The sequence below is a fragment of the Solwaraspora sp. WMMD792 genome (assembly GCF_029626105.1).
Classification (GTDB): domain Bacteria; phylum Actinomycetota; class Actinomycetes; order Mycobacteriales; family Micromonosporaceae; genus Micromonospora_E.
Genome location: NZ_JARUBH010000009.1, coordinates 6,920,966 through 6,941,495 on the forward strand (window position 1 = coordinate 6,920,966; position 20,530 = coordinate 6,941,495).

Here is a 20,530-nt window from a genome sequence, read left to right on the forward strand (position 1 = left end):
GTGCCGCCGCGCACGACAGCGGAGTGCCTGTGATCGCCAGACTGCTACCGATCGTGTTCGCCGGTCTGATGCCCGGCTTCCTCCTCGGCCTGTTCGCGTTCCGGGTCAAGTCCCGGTGGTGCCCGCGCTGCGGCGCGACCACCGAGGAGATCTACCGGAGCATGCACCGATGACCGCGCCCGGCCGCCACCGCATCGCCGAACTGCCCATTGGCCGGCGGATTGCCCAACTGCGCGCCCGGCGTGGCCTGACCCAGCAGGTCTTCGCCGACCGGATCGGCAAGTCCCATTCGTGGGTCGACAAGGTCGAACGCGGCATCCGATCCCTCGACCGGATCTCCGTCGTGCACACCGTCGCCGCCGTCCTCGGCGTCACCCCCGAAACCATCCTCGCCCCCACCACCAGCAGCCGACCCGAACCCACCACCGACACCACCACGGCCGCCGTCGAACACCTCCGCGCCGCCCTCGCCCGCTACGACACCCCCACCCCCGACCAACCCGCACCGTCCGTCGAGGAGCTGTACCGCCGCATCCAGTACGCCCACAGCGCCTACCAGCACGCCCACTACCCACAACTACTCCGGACGCTGCCCGACCTGCTCACCCACACCCGCCACACCACCACCGCCCACGCACGATCCGACGCCGACCACCTGCGCACCCGCGTCTACCGGCTCACCGCGCATTTGCTGACCAAACTCGACGAACCCCACCTCGCCTGGCTCGCCGCCGACCGCGCCATCGCCACCGCCGCCGGCCACCCCCGGCACACCGCCGCAGCCGCCATCGCCCTCGCCCAGGCACTCCGAGCTCTGCACCGACCCACCCTCGCCACGCGAGCCGCGCTCACCGCCGTACCGCTGATCGACCCGGCCGCGACCAACGACGCCGCACCGGACGACCACGCTCTCGCCGGCACCCTGCTCATCGAAGCCGCCCTCGCCGCCGCCACCGGCAACGACCCCACCACCGCCCACCAGCTCACCGACCGCGCCGACAAACACGCAGCCACCAGCCACGACCAGCGGCGCCCCGACGACGGCGACACCACCATGACCGTCTTCGGGCCGACCGCCGTCGCGCTCGCCCGCGCCCAGGTCGCCGCAGCCCTCGGCAACCCTCACCAGGCCATCACCCACCACCAGCACGCCACCGCCGGTCACGGCTGGCGGGAACTGCCCGCCGAGCACCGCGCCGCCCACCTGATCGACATCACCCGCGCCTACCTCGACACCGGCAACCCCACGGCCGCCGCCCGCGCCATCATCGCCGCCGACCAGATCGCCCCCGCCGAAACCCGCACCCGACCCACCGCCCACGCCGTCGTCGCCACGCTCCTACGGACCGCACCCACCCCCGACCTGACCCGCCTCGCCACCACCATCGGCCTCACCCCACGCTGACGCGGTGATGGGGTGCAGGTCAGGCGATCGCGGCGATGTCGCCGTCGTCGAAGTAGATGGCCTGGTGAAGCCGGCCACCGAGCGCGGCGGCGTAGCGGGCGACGACATCCTGCCCGGAGATCTTGCCCTGTTCGATCTGGGAAACCCGGCCCTTGGTGACGCCCATCCGGTCGGCGACCTGTTGCTGGGTCAGGCCTCGGGCCTTGCGTACCTCGGCGAGGCGGTGCCCGACGACGGTGGCCAACAGCTCCCGCTTGCCTGCCTCGACTGCGTCCTCACCGCCGGCCCGTGTGACATAGGCGCTCCGGACGTCGCTCCAGCGCATGTAGCTCGTCATGGCTTGACCTCCTGCATGGCACCTTCTCCTCGATCAGTCCCGCAGCCGGGCAGACCCCACCACTGATCTGCTGTCAGCCTCGTCAGGCAGCGGCGTCGCGGGGCTCGAAACCGACCTTCAGGATCACTCCCAGCGCCGCTGCCAGCCGCTCCAGCACCACGAGTGTCGGCACGGTCCCGCCAGCCTCGAACCGGGCCACCGCAGACTGCGTCATCCCTGACGCCGTTGCCAACTGCGTCTGACTCCAACCGCGACGCTCGCGCAACTCACGCACCGAACGACCGAGCTCGAACGCCAAGCGCGCCGCCTCGTACGCCTCAGCGGCACCCGGCTCAGCCAACCGCCGCTCCCGCATCGCAGCCCAACCGCCACCCTCACCCATGACTAGACCTCCTCCTCGCCCTCAACCTGGTGTGCCTCGTCGATACACCGCGCCAGCGCCTGCCGCGCCCGGTCGATCTCCCGCTCCTCGCGCATCCGGGTCTTGAAGAAGACCGTCAGCAAGATGATCCGCCTTCCAGGCCCGATCCAGTAGGTGACCCTTACCGCGTGCTGCTCAAGGTGGAACCGCAACTCACGGAGCTTCCGATCAAGCTGCTTCGTGTAAGGCTCGCCCAGTAGCGGCCCCTGCTCGGCCAGCAGGTCGACGTAGAACGCGGCTCGGGCGAACAGGGCACTCGGCAGACTCTCCAACCACTTTTCTACTTCCGGCTCCAGCTCCACGACACCCCAGGACATAGCATAGATGCTATAGCAGCACGGCGGCCACAGCTGGCCCGACGCCAGCTGGACTGCACGGCCCACTTGACGCATTCCGTTATGGGAATATGATGGCTGGCGTGGCACGAGCAGCGACGACGTCGGACGTCTTCAACGCGATCGCCGAGCCGCAGCGCCGGGACATCCTGGCGCTGCTGCGGGCGGGCGAGTGGCCGGTGACCGACCTGGCCCGGGAGCTGGGGATGAGCCAGCCACGGGCGTCCAAGCACCTGCGGGTGCTCCGGGAGGTGGGGCTGGTGCGGGTCCGCGAGGCGGGCAAGCAGCGCCTCTACGGCCTGGACGCGCGCGGCCTGCGGCCGATCCACGAGTGGGTCGGCGGATTCGAGCAGTTCTGGAACGGGAGTTTCGACCGGCTGGACGCCTACGTGCAGGACCTCAAGCAGACACGACAGGAGAAATGACCGATGGCAGGAACAGAGCAGGAAACACCGGCGGAGCCGGCGACGGCCGACCGCGAGATCATGATCTCCCGGGTCATCGACGCCCCGCCGGAGCTGGTGTTCGAGGCGTTCACCGAGTTACGGCACCTGGCGCAGTGGTGGGGCCCGGAGGGGTTCAGCACCACCACGCGGTCCTTCGAGTTCCGCCTCGGCGGCGAGTGGGACTTCGTGATGTACGGCCCGGACGGCACCGACTACTCCGAATGGATCACCTGGACCGAGATCGTCCCACCGGAGCGGATCGCGCTGCTGCACGGTGAGTCCCGCGACGACCCGAACGCCTTCGAGTCGACCCTGGCCTTCACACCGGACGGCGCGGCGACCCGGATCAGCATGCGTACCGTCTTCCCCACCCGCGAGCTGCGCGACCAGGCCGTGGAGAAGTACCACGCGATCGAGGGCGGCGAGCAGACGCTGAGCAACCTGGCGGCCTACGTCGCCGACCTCGCCCAGCGGCGGCAGGAGGATCGCTGATGGCCGGCAAGGTGTTCTTCAGCGTGTCGATGTCGCTGGACGGCTACAGCGCGCCCGAGCAGCGAGAGCAGGACCCGAAACTGGAGCGCTGGATGGCGCAGTGGATGGAACTGCAGGCGTGGGCCTTCCCGCTGCGGTTCTTCCGGGAAAACCTGAAGCTGGGCGAAGGCGGCGAGCAGGGGCGCGACAACGATATCGCCCGGGAGACGTTCGAGCGCACCGGCGCGAGCATCATGGGCCGGCGCATGTTCGACCTCGGCGAGCGGGCATGGCCGGCAGAGGCGCCCTTCCACACCCCGGTCTTCGTGCTGACCCACAACAGGCGGGACCCGTGGGATCGGCCGGGCGGCACCACATTTCACTTCGTCGACGACGGCATCCACCGCGCACTGGAGCAGGCCCGCGAGGCCGCCGGCGACCGAGACGTCCGCATCGCCGGCGGCAGCGAGACGATCCTGCAGTACGTGAACGCCGGTCTGGTCGACGAGTTCTCGATCGCGCTCGCACCCGTGCTGTTCGGTGCCGGCACCCGGCTGTTCGATGGCGTGGACGCGGCCAAGGTCGCGTTGGAGCCGATCCGTTCGGAACCGTCGACACGGGTGACACACCTGACCTACGCCGTACACCCTCGGTAACGCGCGACGGCGGCAGCGCGGCCCGTTCGGTGACTGTGCGGTAACCGCGTACGCCGGTACGCTCCGGCGGTGGGTCCGGCCGGGAAACCGGGCCCGGTGCGGGAGGCAGCATGGCGGTCCACCACGAAAAGGTCTTCGGCGACGCGATCATCGCGGCGATGTGCGCCGGCGGCTGGATCGAAGGCGACTCGGCCGACTACCGGCCCGAGCTGGGGCTCGACACCCGACAACTGTTCACGTTCATCGGGGCGACCCAGCCTGACGAGTGGGAAGAACTCGTCACCTACTACGGCGGCGACCGCAACGAGGCCCAGCGCGGCTTCGCGAAGCGGCTCGACAAGGCGATCGCCGACGACGGCCTGCTCGACGTGCTCCGCAAAGGAGTCAGGGACCACGGGGTACGGATCCGGCTAGCCTACTTCCGTCCGTCGTTCGTGGAGTCCGACGCGATCCTGGACGACTACCGCAGCAACCGACTCACCGTGGTCCGCGAGCTGGCGTACGCCACCAAGCAGGCCGACCGCGGCAACCGGCTCGATCTGGCCCTGTTCCTCAACGGCATCCCGGTCGCCACCGCCGAGCTGAAAAACCCGCTCACCGGCTCCGGAGTCGAGCACGCCAAGGCGCAGTACCGCACCGACCGCGACCCCACCGAGTTGATCTTCGCCCGCCGGGTCCTCGCCAACTTCGCCGTCGATCCCGACCTGGTCTTCGTCACCACCGCGCTGCGTGGAGCGAAGACCCGCTTCCTGCCATTCAACACCGGCAGTAACGGCCCCGGCCGACCCGGCGGCCGAGGCAACCCGCCCGCCACCGGGCCGGGCCGCTACCCCACCTCGTACCTGTGGGAGCAGATCTGGCAGCCGGACAACTGGCTCGACCTGCTGGAACGCTTCGTCCACCTGCAGCAGGAAAAGGGCGTCGACGGGCGTACCCGAAAGGTATTGATCTTCCCGCGTTATCACCAGTGGCACGCGGTCAAGCAGTTGACCGCGCACGCCGCCCGGCACGGAGCCGGCCACAACTACCTGGTGATGGCCTCCGCCGGCTCCGGCAAGTCGAACACCATCGCCTGGCTGGCGCACCGGCTGTCGTCGCTGCACACCCTGGGCGACCCGGCGGCGCTCGACCCGGCCGCGCTCGCCGCCGGCGTCAAGCCCGGCAGCCCGGTCTTCGACAAGGTCGTGATCATCACCGACCGGCGCAACCTCGACGCGCAGCTGCGCGCCACCGTCGGCAGCTTCGAACAGACCGCCGGGCTCGTCGTCAAGATCGACGAGAAGTACGGCGCCAAGTCCGAGCAGCTCGCCCAGGCGCTGTCCCGGGAAACCGGCAAGATCGTCACGGTCACCCTGCACACCTTTCCCGCGCTGGTCGACTACCTGCGGCGCAGCCCCACCGAGATCCGGGGCAGCCGGTTCGCGATCATCGTCGACGAGGCCCACTCGTCGCAGTCCGGTGACGCCGCCACCGCCGTCCGGGCGGTGCTCCGGGACCTCGGCCTCGACGCCGACTCCGACGACGCCGGCGCCGTCGAAGCACCCGGCGGCACCGGCACCGGCAGCGGCAGCGGCAGCGGGGCAGCCGGCAGCGACAATGGGGCAGCGGCCGGGGCGGCCGATGTGGACGCGCTGTTGGTGGCGAAGGCCCGGCAGCGGCAGCGCAGCGCCAACCTGTCCTACTTCGCCTTCACCGCCACACCCAAGCACAAGACCCTGGAACTGTTCGGTGCCCTCGGCGACGACGGCAAGTACCACCCGTTCCACACGTACTCGATGCGCCAGGCCATCGAGGAAGGCTTCATCCTCGACCCGCTGCGCAACTACGTCACCTACGAGACGTACTGGAAGCTGGTCAACGAGAACCCCGACGAACGCGAAGTCGACTCGTCCAAGGCCAACAAGGAACTCGCCCGCTACGCGCTCACCCACGCCTCCACGGTGGCCCAGCACGCGCAGATCGTCGTCGAGCACTTCCGGGCACACACCGCCGGCCGGCTCGGCGGCCGGGCCAAGGCGATGGTCGTCACCGCGTCGCGGCACAGTGCCGTACAGATGTCCCGGGCCATCAAGCGTTACCTCGGCGACCGGGGCTACCCCGACCCGGGCGTACTCGTCGCCTTCTCCGGCACCCTCAGCTACGACGGCGAGGAAACCACCGAGCCGAAGGAGAACGGCGGGCTGCCGGAGACCGCGCTACCCAAAGCGTTCGCCTACACCCGCGCTGACGACCGGTCCGCCCGCGCCGGCACCGCCGCCGGGCAACGCGAGTACCGGATCCTCGTGGTCGCCGAGAAATATCAGACCGGCTTCGACCAGCCGCTGCTGACCACCATGTACGTCAACAAGAAACTCGCCGGGGTCTCCGCCGTGCAGACCCTGTCCCGGCTCAACCGCACCGCCGAACGCAAGAGCCAGGGCGACCTGGCGGTGCTCGACTTCGTCAACGACGCCGAGGAAATCAGAAAGGCGTTCCGGCCGTACTTCGAAGAAGCCGAGACCTTGCCCTCGGACCCCAACCTGCTCTACACCGCACAGAGTCGGGTGATGTCCGCGCAACTGCTGGTCGACGCCGAAATGCAGGACTTCGTCGCGGCATACCTGGCCGCCGAGGAACAGGCCGCCGGCAACGCCGCCAAGTGGCAGCGGCTGCACGCCGAGCTGTACCGGCACCTCAACCCGGCCGCCGAACGCTTCGCCGACCTGCTCGACAGCGACGACGACGCCGACCGGGACACCGCCGAGACCTTCCGGTCCGACCTGATGGACTACGTCCGCAAGTACGGCTTCCTCGCCCAGATCGTCCCGTACACCGACCCGGAGCTCGAACGGCTCTACCTGTACGGCCGGCACCTGCTCAACCGGCTGGAGCGACGCCGCGACGGCAGCGTCGACATCGGTGAGGTCGACCTGACCCACCTGCGGGTCGAGAAGACCGGCGAGGTCGACATCAGCCTCAACCCGGAAGGCCCCGCCGAGATGAAAGGCTTCGGCGACGGAGCCGGCGGGGCGGCCGATCCGGACAAGTCGCTGCTGTCCGAGCTGATCGAGCGGTTCAACGAACGGTTCGGCACCAGCTTCACCGACGACGACGTGGTCCGCCCGTTCAACGAGGCCGTCGCCGACCCGGCGGTACGCCTCGCCGCCGTCGCCAACGACGTCGAGAACTTCGGGCACGTCTTCGACGAGGTCTTCGGCGACAAGATGATGGACCACTTCGACTCCGTCGCCGACCTCGGCCGCCGCTACTTCGGACCCGACCGCGACTTCCGCAGCTCGCTCAACCGCAGCGCCCGCAGCGCCGCCTGGCGGATGATCCGCGAACAGGAAGGCGTCACCGACGACGCGGCCTGACCGCGAGGGTGGAGGACCGAGTGCCAGCGGCGCGACCCGAGCCGGTCAAGCGGCCCGATCCGATCCGACGACCGGAGCCGATCAACGGGCGGTACGAACTGGTCGAGCAGATCGGCCCCGGTGGGATGGGCCAGGTGTGGCGCGGCTACGACGCCGTGCTCGACCGGGAGATCGCCGTCAAGCTGATCCGCACCGACGTGATCAGCTCAGCGGAGGAGGCCGACGAGTTCGCCCGCCGGTTCCGCCGCGAAGCGCGCATCACCGCCCGCATCGGCCACCACGGCGTACCGCAGGTCTACGACGCTGTGCTCGACGAGTCGTACGACCGGGTCTACCTGGTGATGGAGTACGTACGCGGCACGTCGCTGCGCGCGTACGTCCGGCCCGACGCGCCGCTGCCGGTGGCCTGGGCCGCCGCCGTCGCCGCGCAGATCTGCACCGTGCTGTCCCACGCACATGCCATCCCGGTCGTGCACCGCGACCTCAAACCCGACAACGTGCTGGTCACCGAGACCGGCGCGGTGAAGGTCCTCGACTTCGGCATCGCGGCGATCCTGCGCACCGACGTCACCCGGCTCACCGTCACCGGCCAGCGGCTGGGCACCTACCGGTACATGCCGCCGGAACAGATCCGCGGCGGACAGGTCACCCCGCAGACCGACCTGTACGCCCTCGGCTGCCTGCTGCACGAACTGCTCGCCGGAGCGCCGCTGTTCAGCGGCGGCAACGAGTTCGAGTTGATGCAACAACATGTGTACGCCGAGCCTGTCCCGCTACGGTCGCTGCGCGCCGACGTACCCGAAGATGTCGAGCAGTTGGTGCTCGACCTGTGCGCGAAGGTTGCCGAGCAGCGACCGGCCGACGCGTTCGACGTATACGAACGGCTGCTGCCATACCTACCGCCGCCCGGAGCGCCACCGGCCGTCGCCGGCAGCGGCAGGGAGCCGGCCGGAGTGCCGGACCCGACGCTGCTGTACCGCCGCCCCAACGCGCCCCGCCCACGTGCCGAGCCGACAGCAGCAGTGGACAGCGCAGCGGCAGGTGCGTCCGTTGGGCCTGAGGTCCCGATGCCGCCGCAGGCCGGCGCAGCCGCCACCGCGCTACGGGACGCGATCAACGCTGCCATGGCGCGCTCCAACGACCTACTCGGGGAGGAGCGATACACCCAGGCCGCCGCAGCTCTCGCCGAAGTCGCTACGGCTGCTGGCAAGGCGCTCGGGCTCGAACATCCGCGTGTACTGGGGCTGCGTAAGCAGCGCGCGGCAGTCCTCGTTCTCGGTAACGACTTTCGCGCGGCGTTGCCCGAGTTCGACGCGCTCGCCGACGCGTACGCCCGTTTGAAAGGTCCGGGCAGCGACGAGGCGATGGCCTGTCTGCGGCAGGCGGCGCACTGCCGGGCCGGGCTCGGCCAGGCCACGGCTGCGCTACGCCAGTTCCGTGAGGTCCTCGCGTACGTGCGGGACGCCGAAGGCGATGCATCCGACACCGCGCTGGACCTGCGCCGCGATATTGTGCTACTGCTGCTCGCCGAGCAGGACATCGACCAGGCTGCGGCCGAGCTGGAGCAGTTGCACGCCGACCTGCGCGTGGTGTACGGACCAGAGCACGAGGACACCCTGGAAGTCGGCGACCTGCTGGCCCGGCTTCGCCTGGCCAGGCAGGGCTGCGGGCCTGCGCATCGATCAGCTGGACGCCAGCAGCCGCAAGGGCCGGATCACCGCCGTCGCTGAGCGCTCCGGTGTGGAGTATCCACTCCAGAAACGCTGCCCCGGGGCACGTTCAGCGGCTATGGGCCGGAACGTCACGGGGTTGCGGTGCGTCATCGGTTGTGACTAATGTGCGCTGTCCTCTGTAACCATCTCAGCTGATCCGCTGCTTCGACATTCCATCGGGGGAAACCGCAGTATGCCCAGAAGGACAGTCTTCGGCCGGCTTGCCGCCGGCTGCGCGGCCACCAGCCTGGCCGCTCTTTCGATCGCCACGCCGGCACAGGCCGTGGAGACCGACGAAATCGCCTGGGTCTCGCCGTCCATCGAGTACGTGACCAACATCGCGATGGACGCGACCACGCCGAAGCCGATCGAGGTCACCATCGACAACAGTGTGCCGACCCCGGCGATCGACGTGTCGGTGACGATCGACGCGTCCGCGGTGTCGGACGCGTTCCGGATCGACCTGCCCGGCGCCAGCCAGGGCTGCACGGTCGCCGGCAAGGTGGCCACCTGCACGCTCGAGGAACTCGCCGGCGACTCGACGCACGTCTACCGGGTCGACGCCCTGCCGGGTGACCTGGACGTCCTGGAGTACTCGGGTGTCATCGAGGTCACCACCTCCGCCGCGAACATGCCCGAGGAGCAGCAGACCACCGGCATCGTCCAGCTCGCCTGGCCCGGGGTCGACCTCGTGGTTGGCGACATCGACGACGTGACGCTGCAGCCGGGGGAGAGCACGAGCGTGCCGGTCCAAGCCGCGAACGTCGGCACGGTGGCCGCCGCCGGCGTCCAGGTGGTGCTGAGTACCGGCCTGGACCTCGAACTGCCGGACCGGTACGACAACTGCGAGTACAACGCCGACTTCCTCGAGCTGACCTGTCAGATCCTCGGCGAGGTCGGCCCGGGTGACGTGTTCACCCTGCACGACGAGACCCCGCTGCGGGTCAAGGTCAACGAGACCGCACCCGGCCCCTCCGAACGGATCGTCACGGTGTCGGTGCTGCCGTTGGGTGACGACGAGGTCGCGGCCCTCGGCACGATGTCCGCCCGATCCGCCGGCAACGAACTCCGCCTGGCCACCCTGGAGCCGCTGCCGGACCTCAACGACACCGATAACTGGACCGACTTCCTGGTCACCATTCCGCACCAGCCGGCCGACTCGGTGGCGATCGGCGCGACGGTGCAGGGAGCGGTCGGCGACGTGGTCGACATCGAGGTCGGCATGCGCAACGACGGCCCGGCCGACCTGATCCTGCCGGGCCAGGCGTGGGCCCCGTCCGCGCTGGTGACGCTGCCAGCCGGAGTCGAAGCGGTCGCCGTCGGTGACCGCTGCGCCCCGGTCGTCGACGGAAACCCGGTCTGGGAAGACCGCGGTCAGCCGAACGGCCTGGTCTACTTCTGCCGGCCCACGCACAGCCCGGCGGCGGGGGAGACGTTCCACTACCCGTTCCAGGTGGAGATCATCGGTACGGCCGGTGCCGCCGGCTCGATCGTCATCGACGGCGGCGTGCAGGACCCGGACACCGACAACAACACCGCCGAGATCACTCTCGGCAGCGGCGGCGAAGGCGCCGGCGGCGGGCTGCCGGTGACCGGAGCCAACGCCGGGTTGCTCGCTGGCCTCGGCGCGGTCCTCGTCGTCGCAGGTGCGGCGGCCGTGGTGCTGTTCCGTCGCCGTCGGATCGTCACCGTCGTCGACTGACCTCCATAGGAGCATCCGACCGTACGCCGTCCATTCGGACCCCGCCGGGCTCACCCGGTGGGGTCCGAATGCTGTCTGTCCAGAGCGATAGACAGTGAAATATCACTTCACGCACGTATAGCGTGATTTATCCTGGTCGTGCATCGGGCGTCGACTGATTCGGACATCGTGATCAGAGATGAACTTCGAGACAGCTGTCCTGGTCATCGGTACGACGGTCGACGCCCTCGGCGTGCTGATCATCCTCACCGGGCTGGTCGCCGGCACGGTGCTCTACCTGCGTGGCGCGTTGCGTGAGCGGAACATGCGGGCGACCTACCGTCGGTACCGGCAGGACATCGGCCGGGCGATCCTGCTCGGGCTGGAGTTCCTCGTCGCCGGGGACATCATCCGTACCGTGGCGATCTCGCCGACCTTTCAGTCCGTCGGCGTGCTGGCCATGATCGTCGCGGTGCGTACCTTCCTCAGCTTCTCCCTGGAGGTCGAGCTGGACGGCCGGTGGCCGTGGGGAAAGCGGCGTGCCACCGGCGACGACGCCGCAGCGACGGAACCGCGGGCATGACCGGCGGCATCGCGGGTATGGGATGCGGTACGGCGTGATTCAGTGCCGTCCCCGGTGCCGACGACGCCCGTGAGGAGGAACCATGGCCGCCAAACGTGAAAAGGCCGACAAGCACCAGCAGGCCGAGCAGATGCGCGACGACGTGCCCAGCACGATCGCGCGCTCAGACGACAAGGCCGTACGGACCTACAAGAAGACCCTGGAGTCGGCCGAGGAGAGTTACGGCGACCCGGCGCGGGCGCACCGCGCGGCGTACGCCTCGTTGAAGCACAGCCACGAGAAGGTCGGCGACCACTGGCAGCCAAAGGACAGCCTGGGCCCGTCCGATCCACAGGCGGCCCAGGGGACACCGCGGTCGCTGCGCGAGCCGCGCGAGACCGCCCAGGGGGTCGACGCCAACGCCAGCAAAGGTCACCTCGACGACGTGGCGCGCCAGGTCGGCATCGACCACCCGCAGGACATGAACAAGGACGAACTGGTCAAGGCAATCGAGAAGGCGAACGCGCGGGCGACCGCGAAGGCCCGAAAGAAGTGACCGCCTGACACACCTGAACGTCCGCGACTGACCGTGTGACCCGGTCCCGGCTGTAGCCGGGACCGGGTCACACGACCTTGCGGGTGGTCCGAGGGGCTGCGGACCGCCATCCCGGAATTCTTCCGGACCGGGCTCCAGCGCGTCCTCTCCCAGAATGCCGTTACCTGCCGCCCGGTCGGCGATTGTGGGCAATATTCGGCAAGCGGTGCGGTGAGTCATGCCGTATCGGCCTTGACGGTTCACCGGGGCAAGGCAACACCAAAGAAGCGTGCCGGATCGGTACTTGTGATGCTCGTAGCGCGGCGGGCCTACCGGAGGCTGCACTATCTAAATCCGGTTTGTACGGCCGAGCGAGCGGCCAAGGTCACGTGCGCGCATTTTTCGTTGCCCGACCGGAAAGAGGGAACCGAGATGATGGTGCTGGAAACCGTGAACCTCGAGATGGACGGCCCGGTGGCCACCATCTACATGAACCGCCCGGCCAAGAAGAACGCCATGAACCCGCAGATGCACCGGGACATGAACCAGGCCCTCGACACGATCGAGGCGGCCGGCAACGTCAAGGCGGTCGTGGTGACCGGCGTCGGCGACAGCTTCAGCGCCGGGATGGACCTCGAGGAGTGCTTCCTGCAGCCGTTCGACGACCCGCAGCTGTTCTACCGGACCAACCTGGTCGCGCTGAACTGGTTCAAGCGGTTGAAGGCGTTCCCGGCGGTGACCATCGCCAAGGTCAACGGGTTCGCGTTCGGCGGCGGCCTGCTGGTCACCGGCCTCTGTGACCTGGCGGTGACGTCGGAGACCGCGCTGTTCGGCCTGTCGGAGATCAACTTCGGGATCTTCCCGGCCGGCGGCGCCACCTGGGCGGCCACCCACAACCTGCCCCGCAAGCAGGCGCTCTACTACATCCTGACCGGCGACACCATGACCGGCCAGCAGGCGCAGGAGTACGGCCTGGTCAACAAGGCGGTGCCGGCCGACCAGCTGGACGCCGAGACCGACCGGATCGTGCGGAAGATCGCCAAGAAGAACCCGATCACCCTGGAACTGGCCAAGCAGGTGTACGAGCGCACCACCACCATGGACCTGCCGACCGCCATCGACTACGACCAGGCCAAGCTCTGGGAGCTGTCCCGGCTCAGCGGCAACGAGTGGGTCAACGTCGCGCTGAAGCAGTTCGAGAAGCGCGCCTACCAGCCGGGGCTGAGCACCTACAGCCGCGCGGAGGCGAAGTCATGACCACCACCACCCCGACGCCGACGACCGTCGACATCCCGGACCTGTCGCTGCCGGCGTTCGTGCTGCAGCGCGCCGAACAGTACGGCGACCGTACGGCACTGGTCGACGTGGCCGGCGGCGACGGCTACACGTACCGCCAACTGGCCTCGATGGTTCGCCGGCTGGCCGCCGGGCTGCACGCCCGCGGCTTGCGCCGGGGCGACGTGCTGGCGATGCTCGCGCCGAACGTGCCGGAGTATCCGATCGTGGTGCTCGCCGCGTCGCTGGCCGGCGGCACGGTCGTCGTGCTCAACCCGATCGACACGCCCGACGACCTGGCCGGCCACCTCACCGACGCCGGCGCGAAGCTGCTGGTGACCGTACCGTCCGAGGTGCCCAAGGCGGCGGCGCTTGCCGCCCGTACCAAGGTCGAGGAGATCGTGGTGATGGGCGAGGCGGACGGCGCGACGCCGCTGTCGGAGCTGCTCAGCGACGACCCGCCGCCGGAGGTGGCGATCGACCCGGCGCAGGACGTCGCGGCGCTGCTGCACTCCAGCGGCAGCACCGGACGTCCCAAGGGGGTGATGCTGACGCACCGCAACATCGTCGCGACCGTGCTGCAGACCAGGACGGTCACGCCGCTCGGCGCGGACGAGAAGGTGCTCGCCATGCCGCCGTTCCACCACGCGTTCGGTCTGATCATGGTGATGAGCGCCAGCCTGCTGCAGGGCGCGACGATCGTGACGATGCCGCGGTTCGACCCGGAGGGGTACGTCAAGGCGATCCACGACCACCGGATCACCCGCCTCTACATCGTCCCCACGCTCGCCGTGCTGCTGGCCCGGAGCCCGCTGCCGGACCGGTACGACCTGTCGTCGGTCCGGTCGATCGTCTCGGGCGGCGCCGCGCTCGACCCCGAGATCGCCCGGCTCTGCCGGGAACGTCTCGGCTGCCACATCGCCCAGGGGTACGGCCTCACCGAGGCGATGACGTCGTTCATGCAGCTCGAGGAGCCGTTGGTGCCCGCGTCGGTGGGCCGGACGGCGCCCAACGTCGAGTGCCGGATCGTCGACGTGACCACTGGTGCGCAGCTCGGTGCGCACCAGCGTGGCGAGATCCTGATCCGGGGTCCGCACGTGATGAAGGGTTACCTCAACGCCGCCGAGGTGACCAGCAAGGTGCTCCGGCCGGACGGGTTCCTGCACACCGGTGACCTCGGCTACCTCGACGACGACGGCGAGTTGTTCCTGGTCGACCGGATCAAGGAGCTGATCAAGTACAAGGGCCAGCAGGTCTCCCCGGTCGAGCTCGAAGCGGTCCTGATGACTCACCCGAAGGTGGCGGACGCGGCGGTGATCGGTGTGCCGGACGAGGAGGCCAGCGAGATCCCGAAGGCCTTCGTGGTCGCGAAGGAGCCGACCACCGCGCAGGAGCTCATGGCGTTCGTCGCCGAGCGGGTGGCGCCGTACAAGAAGGTCCGGCAGATCGAGTTCATCGAGCAGATTCCCCGTACCCCGGTGGGCAAGATCGAGCGGCGTCGGCTGAAGGAGCGGACGTTCAGCTCGTAGTCGGTGCCGGGCAAGCGGGGAGAAGTCCCGGCGACCAGTTTCCTGTCATTCTGGCCATGGATGGTTCCGGCCGAAGTTCTGAGGAGATCTGATGAACCCTCCGAAAGTTGTCTCCAGAGATGAATGGCTGGCGGCTCGTACAGCGCTGCTGGAGAAGGAGAAGGAAGTCACCAAGGCGCGGGACATGATTGCGGAGGAGCGCCGCAATCTCCCGATGGTCAAGGTGGAAAAGGAGTACCTCTTCGAAGGGCCGAACGGCACGCTGACGCTGCTCGACCTGTTCGAGGGGCGTCGCCAGCTCGTCGTGCGGCACTTCATGTACGCCCCGGGCGACAAGGAGGGCTGCATCGGCTGCTCGATGCAGGCCGACAGCGTCGGCGAGCTGTCGCACATGTGGGCCCGGGACACCACCTTCGTGATGATCTCGCGGGCTCCGCTGGCCGACTTCCAGGCGTTCAAGGCCCGCATGGGCTGGGAGATCCCCTGGTACTCGTCGTTCGGCAGCGACTTCAACTACGACTACGAGGTCTCCACCGAGCAGGGCGAGTCGCCCGGCGTCAGCGCCTTCTACCGCGACGGCGACGACGTCTACTTCACCTACTCGATCTTCGATCGGGGTGGTGAGATCTTCAAGAACTTCTACAACTACCTGGACATCACCCACCTCGGCCGGCGCGAGGACGAGCTCGAGCACCCGTGGGACTGGTGGCGTCACAAGGACCGGTACGACGCGGAGAACGCGGCGGTGCCGGGCACCAACTGGTGGAACGGCACCAGGTTCCAGAAGTAGCCCCTGATCCGGGCGGGACGGCTCCGGCTTCTGGCGAATCCACGGATTCGCCAGAAGCCGGAGCCGTAGGCCTGTCCCGGCCGTCCCGCGTTCCACCGGCCACCACCCAATGGCCGGTGGAACGTCGGGCCGGAGCAGCCATCCAGCAGCCACCCCATCATTCAACACAGTGGAGGAACCATGAGTGACATGTCTGGCCGGACCACGATCGTGGTCGGGGCGAGCCGGGGCCTGGGCCACGGGGTCGCCACCGCCTTCGCGGACGCCGGTGCGCCGGTGATCGCGGTGGCCCGTACCGCGATGGACTTCCCGGCGCCGGCCAACGGCGCCGGATCGATCCAGCCGGAGATCGCCGACGCCGGTGAAGCCACCGTCCCGGCCACCCTGATCGACCAGTACGAGCCGGAGGCCGTGATCCTGGTCGCCGGGGCCACCCCGCACATGCGCCCGCTGCAGGAGCAGACCTGGGAGACGTTCTCGGTCAACTGGGAGACCGACGTGCGGATCACCTTCCACTGGCTGCGCGAGGTGCTGCTCAAGCCGCTGCGTCCGGGCAGCCGGGTGATCGTGATCAGCAGCGGTGCCGTGCTCGGCGGATCGCCGCTCAGCGGCGGCTACGCCGGCGCGAAGGCGGCTCAGCGCTACATCACCGGCTACGCCCAGGACGAGGCGAAGCGGGCCGGTCTGGACATCACCTTCACCACCGTGCTGCCGAGGTTCGCGCCGATGACCGGGGTGGGCCTGCCCGCCGTACGGGCGTACGCGGCCCGCGCCGGCAAGTCGACCGAGGAGTTCGTCAACCGGATCGGGCCGCCGCTGACCCCGCAGATCGCCGGTGCCGCGCTGCTGGACCTGGTCCGGGCGGACGCCGCGGCGGTCGAGCCGGGCTACGAGCTCACCGGGGCCGGGCTGAAGAAACTGTCCTGACCCCGGACCGACGGTGATGCCCCGCGGGTAGCGTGCTACCCGCGGGGCATGTCGTGTCACCCCGGTCGGTGCCGGCGGTCAGGAGGCCGCCAGCCAGTCGGCGAGCCGCTCGCCGATCATGATCGAGGTCAGGTTGGTGTTGCAGTTGACGATCGACGGCATGACCGAGGCGTCGCCCACGTACAGGTTCTCCGTGCCGTGCACCCGCAGTCGTTCGTCGACGACCGCTTCGGCGTCGTCGGCGGTGCCCATCCGGGTGGTGCCGACCGGGTGGTAGCCGCTGTCCAGGCTGAGCCGGACGTAGTGGCCGAGGATGTCGTCGTCGGCGACCATCTCCTCGCCGAGGACGACGAACCGGTCGCCGCGGTCGACGATGCCCGGGGTCTGCATCAGCTGCCAGCAGGTGCGGACCGCGTCGACCAGGATCTTGATGTCCTGCTCGGTGGCGAGGAAGTTCAGGTCGATGTCCGGCGGTGACGTCGGGTCGGCCGAGGCGAGCACCAGCCGTCCCCTCGACTGTGGCCGCTGGTGCACCACCATCACCCCGAAGATCGTCTTCGCCGCGGCCAGCATCTGCAGCTCGGGGAAGAGCGTCAGATCGAAGTGGTTGATCATGTAGTACTGCAGGTCGTTGAACTCGTCCGAGCCCGGTGCGGTGGTGCGCACCATGGTCTGCAGGAAGGCGTCCTGCGGGTCGAACGTGCCCTCCTTCGGCACCATGAACGCGCCGGTGCGCGGGTGGTCGATCAGGGTGCCGCCGACCCCGGGACGGTCGAGGAGCACATCGATGCCGAGCCGGCGCAGATCGCTGGCCGGACCGATGCCCGAGCGCATCAGGATCGCCGGCGAGTTGACCGCTCCGGCGGCCAGCACGATGTTGCGGGCGTGGATCTCCTCGGTGCCGCCGGCCGGGTTGGTGACCTCCACGCCGTGCGCCCGGGTCCCGGTGAACAGCACCCGGTTGACCTGCGCGCCGGAGTAGATGGTCAGGTTCGCCCGGCCGCGGGCCATGCCCAGGTAGCCCATCGCGGTGGAGAAGCGGGTACGGGTGTCGTTGCGGTTCGACGGGATGGGACCGACCCCGGTGGCCTCGGGGTGGTTGTGGTCCTCCACGTCGGGGAAGCCGGCCTTGAGGGCGGCTTCGTGGAAGACGTGCTGCACCGGGGCCAGCTCGTCGGGCCGCCACCGGCGGATCGGGATCGGACCGCCCTGACCGTGGTACTCGTTGTCGAAGTCCAGGTCGTTTTCGAGTCGCTTGTAGTACGGCAGGACCTCGTTCCAGGCCCACGCCGGATTGCCCATCGACGCCCATTCGTCGAAGTTGTTCGGCGTGCCACGCAGGGCGATGGTCGCGCCGACCGCAGACGATCCACCGGTCAGTTTCCCGCGCGGGAAGATGATGCGCCGGCGGTCGGTGATTTCGGCCTTGAAGTGCCAGTCGTACGTGGACATCGACATGGCGCTGCCGTCGAGGATCTCGTCCGGTGTCTCGTCGACGGTGGCGTAGTCCGGACCCGCCTCCAGCAGCAGCACCCTGCGCTGCGGGTCTTCGCTCAGGCGGGCGGCGAGTGCGGCTCCGGCGGACCCGGCTCCGACCACCAGATAATCGAATTCGTTCATCAGCGGCGTCCTTCGGCAGTGTCGAGTTGGCGATCCTGGGCGTTTTCGCAGGAGTGGATGCGCATCCATCGCAGGGACCTTCACGTCCCCCGATGAGCATCACATTTGCCAATTCGCGGTGCTTCTCCGCCGTTGCTCAGGGTGTTACTTCTCCGGTATTGCTCAGGGCGCTGTTTTTCTGGCTCGGTGGTGCCGACGCCGCAGGCGCCGATGCCGATGCCGATGCCGACGTCGACGCCGACGCCGGCCGTGGCGGTCGGCGTCGGCGGGCCCGGGCCAGCGAGATCATGGTGGCTTCGTGTTTGTCGCCGGCGCCCACCATCAGCGAGCGCAACTGGGTCTCGAAGCACAGGTCGGCGTCGTACGGGTCGATCAGGTAGCCGCCGAGTTCGAGGGCGACCAGGCCGTGCAGCGCGATCCACATGGTCTGCCCGACGAGCAGCGGGTCGGCCGGCCGGAACCGGCCCTGCTCGGTGGCCCGGGACACGGCGTCGACCAGCGGCTCCAGGGTGTACCGGCCGTGCTGGCGGTCACCCTCGCCGAGGGCGAACCCGCCGAGTGCCGAGCTGCCGAACATGACCAGGTAGAGCTGCGGGTGGTCGAGGGCGTTGGCGCGGTACGCGTAGCCGAGCGCCATCACGTCGGCCACGGCGTCGTTGGTGGCCCGGACGGTCGCCATCCGCCGGTGCAGCCGGGCGAAGCCTTCGTGCACCATCGCCCGGACCAGGTTGTCCATCCCGCCGTAGTAGGTGTAGACGACGGTGGTCGACGTGCCGACCTCGGCGGCCAGCCGGCGGGTGGTCAGCGCCGCCGTGCCGCCTTCGGCCAGCAGCCGCGCGGCTGCTTCGAGCAGGGCGGCGGCCAGCTGCGGATCGACCCGGCGCGGACTCACATTGACATGATCTCACGCCCGGCGTACCGTCGAGACATAACGTTGTTACGTAACTGCGAAACGTAACGCTGGTGCGTAACGATGCCGTCCAGGTCGTACGGCCGGTGGAGGCCCCGATGAGCGTCGTCACCCACTCACCCCTGACCCCCGCGACCGTCCGCCGGGACAACCGGCGACCCGTCGCCTACGAGACGACCGGGAGCGAGACCGACCTCGTCGTCACCGGCCGGCTGCCCGCCGAACTCGACGGCTGCCTGGTCCGGATCGGCCCCAACCCGACCCGGCCCGACCCGCGGGCACACCCGCTGGTCGGCGACGGCATGGTGCACGGCGTGCGACTGCGGCACGGCCGGGCGCTGTGGTACCGCAACCGGTGGGTACGCAGCGACAGCGTCGCCCGTACCCGCGGTGAACTGCCCATCCCCGGCCCCCGGCACGGGCTGAGTGACAACGCCAACGCCAACGTGATCCGGCACGCCGGCCGTACCCTCGCGCTCGGCGAAGCCGGCGTCCTGCCGATCGAGCTCGACGGCGAGCTCGACTCGGTGGCCCGGACGGACTTCGACGCGACCCTGCCGCACGGCTTCACCGCGCACGCCGAGACCGACCCGGTCACCGGGGAGCTGTTCGCCGTCGCCTACTACCACGACCTGCCCTACGTCGAACACCTGGTCGTCGGCGTGGACGGCCGGGTACAGCGCAGCACCCGGATCGAGGTGGTCGGCACCCCGCTGATGCACTCGGTCGCCCTGACCGACCGGCACACCGTGCTGTTCGACCTGCCGGTCGCCTTCGACCCGGCCCTGGCCCACGCCGGATCCCGGTTCCCGTACGCCTGGTCCGCCGGTCGGCCGGCCCGGATCGGCCTGCTGCCCCGGGCCGCCGCCGGGCCGGACGTGCGCTGGTTCGAGGTCGATCCGTGCTACGTCTTCCACCCGGTGAACGCCTACGAGACCGCCGACCGGTGCGTGATCGACGTCGTACGGCACGAGCGGGTCTTCGACCGGGACCGCCGGGCGCCCGGCGAGTGCGCCCCGACGCTGTGGCGCTGGACCCTCGATCTGACCAGCGGGTCCGTGACGGCGGAACAGCTCGACGACATTCCGCAGGAGTTCCCGCGCATCGACGACCGGCGCAAGACCACCCCCTACCGCTACGCGTACACGGTGGCCATGCAGGACGGTGCCGGCGCGCTCGGCGGCTCGGCGCTACTGCGGCACGATCTGGACCGTCGGGACGTGGCGGTGCACGACTTCGGGCCGCACCGGGAGGCGGGGGAGGCCGTCTTCGTGCCGCGCGGCCCGGTCGGCGCGGAGGACGACGGCTGGCTACTCACCTTTGTGTACGACGGCCGGGTCGACCGCAGCAGCCTGGTGGTGCTCGACGCCGCCGACTTCACCGGCGAGCCGGTGGCCGTGGTGCACCTGCCGGTGCGGGTGCCCAGCGGCTTCCACGCCAACTGGCTCGCCGGCTGATTCAGCGAACAGGGCAATTTCCGCTATCCACGATGTCATATTGCCGGCTAGCTTCGCCACAGGATGTCATGCCTGTCTCACGGAAGGTATGTAAAATGGCCCATTCCG

The 20,530-nt window shown here is 69.2% G+C and carries 20 protein-coding genes; 15 read left to right on the plus strand and 5 right to left on the minus strand.

Annotated elements, in window-relative coordinates:
* Positions 1-29 precede the first annotated feature (29 nt).
* Both O7629_RS32180 and O7629_RS32185 read left to right on the plus strand, forming a co-directional pair.
* A complete protein-coding gene (locus O7629_RS32180; protein ID WP_278174054.1) occupies positions 30-173 on the plus strand; it encodes a hypothetical protein in 144 nt (47 codons plus the stop codon).
* Positions 170-1,405: a helix-turn-helix domain-containing protein gene (locus tag O7629_RS32185; protein WP_278174056.1), complete on the plus strand. Its 1,236-nt coding sequence runs from the start codon at positions 170-172 to the stop codon at positions 1,403-1,405. The genes O7629_RS32180 and O7629_RS32185 overlap by 4 nt, the downstream gene beginning before the upstream one ends.
* 19 nt (positions 1,406-1,424) lie before the next feature.
* On the opposite strand, the gene O7629_RS32190 is transcribed toward O7629_RS32185, so the two are convergent.
* The 3 genes from O7629_RS32190 to O7629_RS32200 all read right to left on the minus strand — a co-directional run bounded on the left by O7629_RS32190 (position 1,425) and on the right by O7629_RS32200 (position 2,480).
* Positions 1,425-1,742 carry a helix-turn-helix transcriptional regulator gene (locus tag O7629_RS32190; RefSeq protein WP_278174057.1) on the minus strand — a complete coding sequence of 106 codons (318 nt, stop codon included), beginning with the start codon at positions 1,740-1,742 and terminating at the stop codon, positions 1,425-1,427.
* Positions 1,743-1,824: 82 nt separating this feature from the next.
* The gene (locus O7629_RS32195) at positions 1,825-2,124 is read right to left on the minus strand and encodes a helix-turn-helix transcriptional regulator (RefSeq protein ID WP_278174058.1); all 300 of its coding nucleotides are present in this window, start codon (positions 2,122-2,124) and stop codon (positions 1,825-1,827) included.
* Between the two features lie 2 nt (positions 2,125-2,126).
* Positions 2,127-2,480 carry a type II toxin-antitoxin system RelE/ParE family toxin gene (locus tag O7629_RS32200; RefSeq protein ID WP_278174059.1) on the minus strand — a complete coding sequence of 118 codons (354 nt, stop codon included), beginning with the start codon at positions 2,478-2,480 and terminating at the stop codon, positions 2,127-2,129.
* Between the two features lie 101 nt (positions 2,481-2,581).
* Here O7629_RS32200 and O7629_RS32205 point away from each other — a divergent pair, with 101 nt between their 5' ends.
* The 12 genes from O7629_RS32205 to O7629_RS32260 all read left to right on the plus strand — a co-directional run bounded on the left by O7629_RS32205 (position 2,582) and on the right by O7629_RS32260 (position 16,435).
* A complete protein-coding gene (locus tag O7629_RS32205) occupies positions 2,582-2,923 on the plus strand; it encodes a metalloregulator ArsR/SmtB family transcription factor (RefSeq protein WP_278174060.1) in 342 nt (113 codons plus the stop codon).
* A gap of 3 nt (positions 2,924-2,926) precedes the next feature.
* A complete protein-coding gene (locus tag O7629_RS32210; RefSeq protein ID WP_278174061.1) occupies positions 2,927-3,436 on the plus strand; it encodes an SRPBCC family protein in 510 nt (169 codons plus the stop codon).
* Positions 3,436-4,071 carry a dihydrofolate reductase family protein gene (locus O7629_RS32215; protein WP_278174062.1) on the plus strand — a complete coding sequence of 212 codons (636 nt, stop codon included), beginning with the start codon at positions 3,436-3,438 and terminating at the stop codon, positions 4,069-4,071. Before O7629_RS32210 ends, O7629_RS32215 begins: the two co-directional genes overlap by 1 nt.
* A gap of 110 nt (positions 4,072-4,181) precedes the next feature.
* Complete coding sequence (locus O7629_RS32220; RefSeq protein WP_278174063.1) at positions 4,182-7,424, plus strand: type I restriction endonuclease; 3,243 nt, start codon at positions 4,182-4,184, stop codon at positions 7,422-7,424.
* Between the two features lie 20 nt (positions 7,425-7,444).
* A complete protein-coding gene (locus tag O7629_RS32225) occupies positions 7,445-9,154 on the plus strand; it encodes a serine/threonine-protein kinase (protein ID WP_278174064.1) in 1,710 nt (569 codons plus the stop codon).
* Between the two features lie 175 nt (positions 9,155-9,329).
* Positions 9,330-10,838, plus strand: coding sequence for an LPXTG cell wall anchor domain-containing protein (locus tag O7629_RS32230; RefSeq protein WP_278174065.1), 1,509 nt, complete (start codon positions 9,330-9,332; stop codon positions 10,836-10,838).
* A gap of 178 nt (positions 10,839-11,016) precedes the next feature.
* Entirely contained in the window at positions 11,017-11,400 is a 384-nt protein-coding gene (locus O7629_RS32235; RefSeq protein WP_278174066.1) for a DUF1622 domain-containing protein, read from the plus strand.
* 82 nt (positions 11,401-11,482) lie between these two features.
* Positions 11,483-11,935 carry a ChaB family protein gene (locus tag O7629_RS32240; RefSeq protein ID WP_278174067.1) on the plus strand — a complete coding sequence of 151 codons (453 nt, stop codon included), beginning with the start codon at positions 11,483-11,485 and terminating at the stop codon, positions 11,933-11,935.
* Between the two features lie 429 nt (positions 11,936-12,364).
* Entirely contained in the window at positions 12,365-13,171 is an 807-nt protein-coding gene (locus O7629_RS32245; protein WP_278174068.1) for a p-hydroxycinnamoyl CoA hydratase/lyase, read from the plus strand.
* Complete coding sequence (locus O7629_RS32250) at positions 13,168-14,718, plus strand: AMP-binding protein (protein WP_278174069.1); 1,551 nt, start codon at positions 13,168-13,170, stop codon at positions 14,716-14,718. Before O7629_RS32245 ends, O7629_RS32250 begins: the two co-directional genes overlap by 4 nt.
* A gap of 91 nt (positions 14,719-14,809) precedes the next feature.
* On the plus strand, positions 14,810-15,508 hold the full coding sequence (locus tag O7629_RS32255; protein WP_278174070.1) for a DUF899 domain-containing protein: 699 nt from the start codon (positions 14,810-14,812) through the stop codon (positions 15,506-15,508).
* 180 nt (positions 15,509-15,688) lie between these two features.
* Complete coding sequence (locus tag O7629_RS32260) at positions 15,689-16,435, plus strand: SDR family oxidoreductase (RefSeq protein ID WP_278174071.1); 747 nt, start codon at positions 15,689-15,691, stop codon at positions 16,433-16,435.
* 78 nt (positions 16,436-16,513) lie between these two features.
* Here the strand turns inward: O7629_RS32260 and O7629_RS32265 are convergent, their stop codons facing one another.
* Complete coding sequence (locus tag O7629_RS32265) at positions 16,514-18,055, minus strand: GMC family oxidoreductase N-terminal domain-containing protein (RefSeq protein ID WP_278174073.1); 1,542 nt, start codon at positions 18,053-18,055, stop codon at positions 16,514-16,516.
* Positions 18,056-18,191: 136 nt separating this feature from the next.
* Complete coding sequence (locus O7629_RS32270; RefSeq protein ID WP_278174074.1) at positions 18,192-18,947, minus strand: TetR-like C-terminal domain-containing protein; 756 nt, start codon at positions 18,945-18,947, stop codon at positions 18,192-18,194.
* 116 nt (positions 18,948-19,063) lie between these two features.
* Between O7629_RS32270 and O7629_RS32275 the strand changes: the two genes are divergently transcribed.
* Positions 19,064-20,422 (plus strand): carotenoid oxygenase family protein, encoded by a 1,359-nt coding sequence (locus O7629_RS32275; RefSeq protein ID WP_278174075.1) that lies wholly within the window; start codon positions 19,064-19,066, stop codon positions 20,420-20,422.
* Positions 20,423-20,530 lie beyond the last annotated feature (108 nt).

Bases quoted from the DNA above. Each gene is read 5' to 3' on its own strand.
- O7629_RS32240 (WP_278174067.1), top strand. From the start codon at position 11,483: ATGGCCGCCAAACGTGAAAAGGCCGACAAGCACCAGCAGGCCGAGCAG.
- O7629_RS32260 (WP_278174071.1), top strand. From the start codon at position 15,689: ATGAGTGACATGTCTGGCCGGACCACGATCGTGGTCGGGGCGAGCCGG.
- O7629_RS32185 (WP_278174056.1), top strand. From the start codon at position 170: ATGACCGCGCCCGGCCGCCACCGCATCGCCGAACTGCCCATTGGCCGG.
- O7629_RS32235 (WP_278174066.1), top strand. From the start codon at position 11,017: ATGAACTTCGAGACAGCTGTCCTGGTCATCGGTACGACGGTCGACGCC.
- O7629_RS32200 (WP_278174059.1), bottom strand. From the start codon at position 2,480: ATGTCCTGGGGTGTCGTGGAGCTGGAGCCGGAAGTAGAAAAGTGGTTG.
- O7629_RS32230 (WP_278174065.1), top strand. From the start codon at position 9,330: ATGCCCAGAAGGACAGTCTTCGGCCGGCTTGCCGCCGGCTGCGCGGCC.
- O7629_RS32210 (WP_278174061.1), top strand. From the start codon at position 2,927: ATGGCAGGAACAGAGCAGGAAACACCGGCGGAGCCGGCGACGGCCGAC.
- O7629_RS32265 (WP_278174073.1), bottom strand. From the start codon at position 18,055: ATGAACGAATTCGATTATCTGGTGGTCGGAGCCGGGTCCGCCGGAGCC.
- O7629_RS32275 (WP_278174075.1), top strand. From the start codon at position 19,064: ATGAGCGTCGTCACCCACTCACCCCTGACCCCCGCGACCGTCCGCCGG.
- O7629_RS32195 (WP_278174058.1), bottom strand. From the start codon at position 2,124: ATGGGTGAGGGTGGCGGTTGGGCTGCGATGCGGGAGCGGCGGTTGGCT.
- O7629_RS32215 (WP_278174062.1), top strand. From the start codon at position 3,436: ATGGCCGGCAAGGTGTTCTTCAGCGTGTCGATGTCGCTGGACGGCTAC.
- O7629_RS32190 (WP_278174057.1), bottom strand. From the start codon at position 1,742: ATGACGAGCTACATGCGCTGGAGCGACGTCCGGAGCGCCTATGTCACA.
- O7629_RS32250 (WP_278174069.1), top strand. From the start codon at position 13,168: ATGACCACCACCACCCCGACGCCGACGACCGTCGACATCCCGGACCTG.
- O7629_RS32255 (WP_278174070.1), top strand. From the start codon at position 14,810: ATGAACCCTCCGAAAGTTGTCTCCAGAGATGAATGGCTGGCGGCTCGT.
- O7629_RS32220 (WP_278174063.1), top strand. From the start codon at position 4,182: ATGGCGGTCCACCACGAAAAGGTCTTCGGCGACGCGATCATCGCGGCG.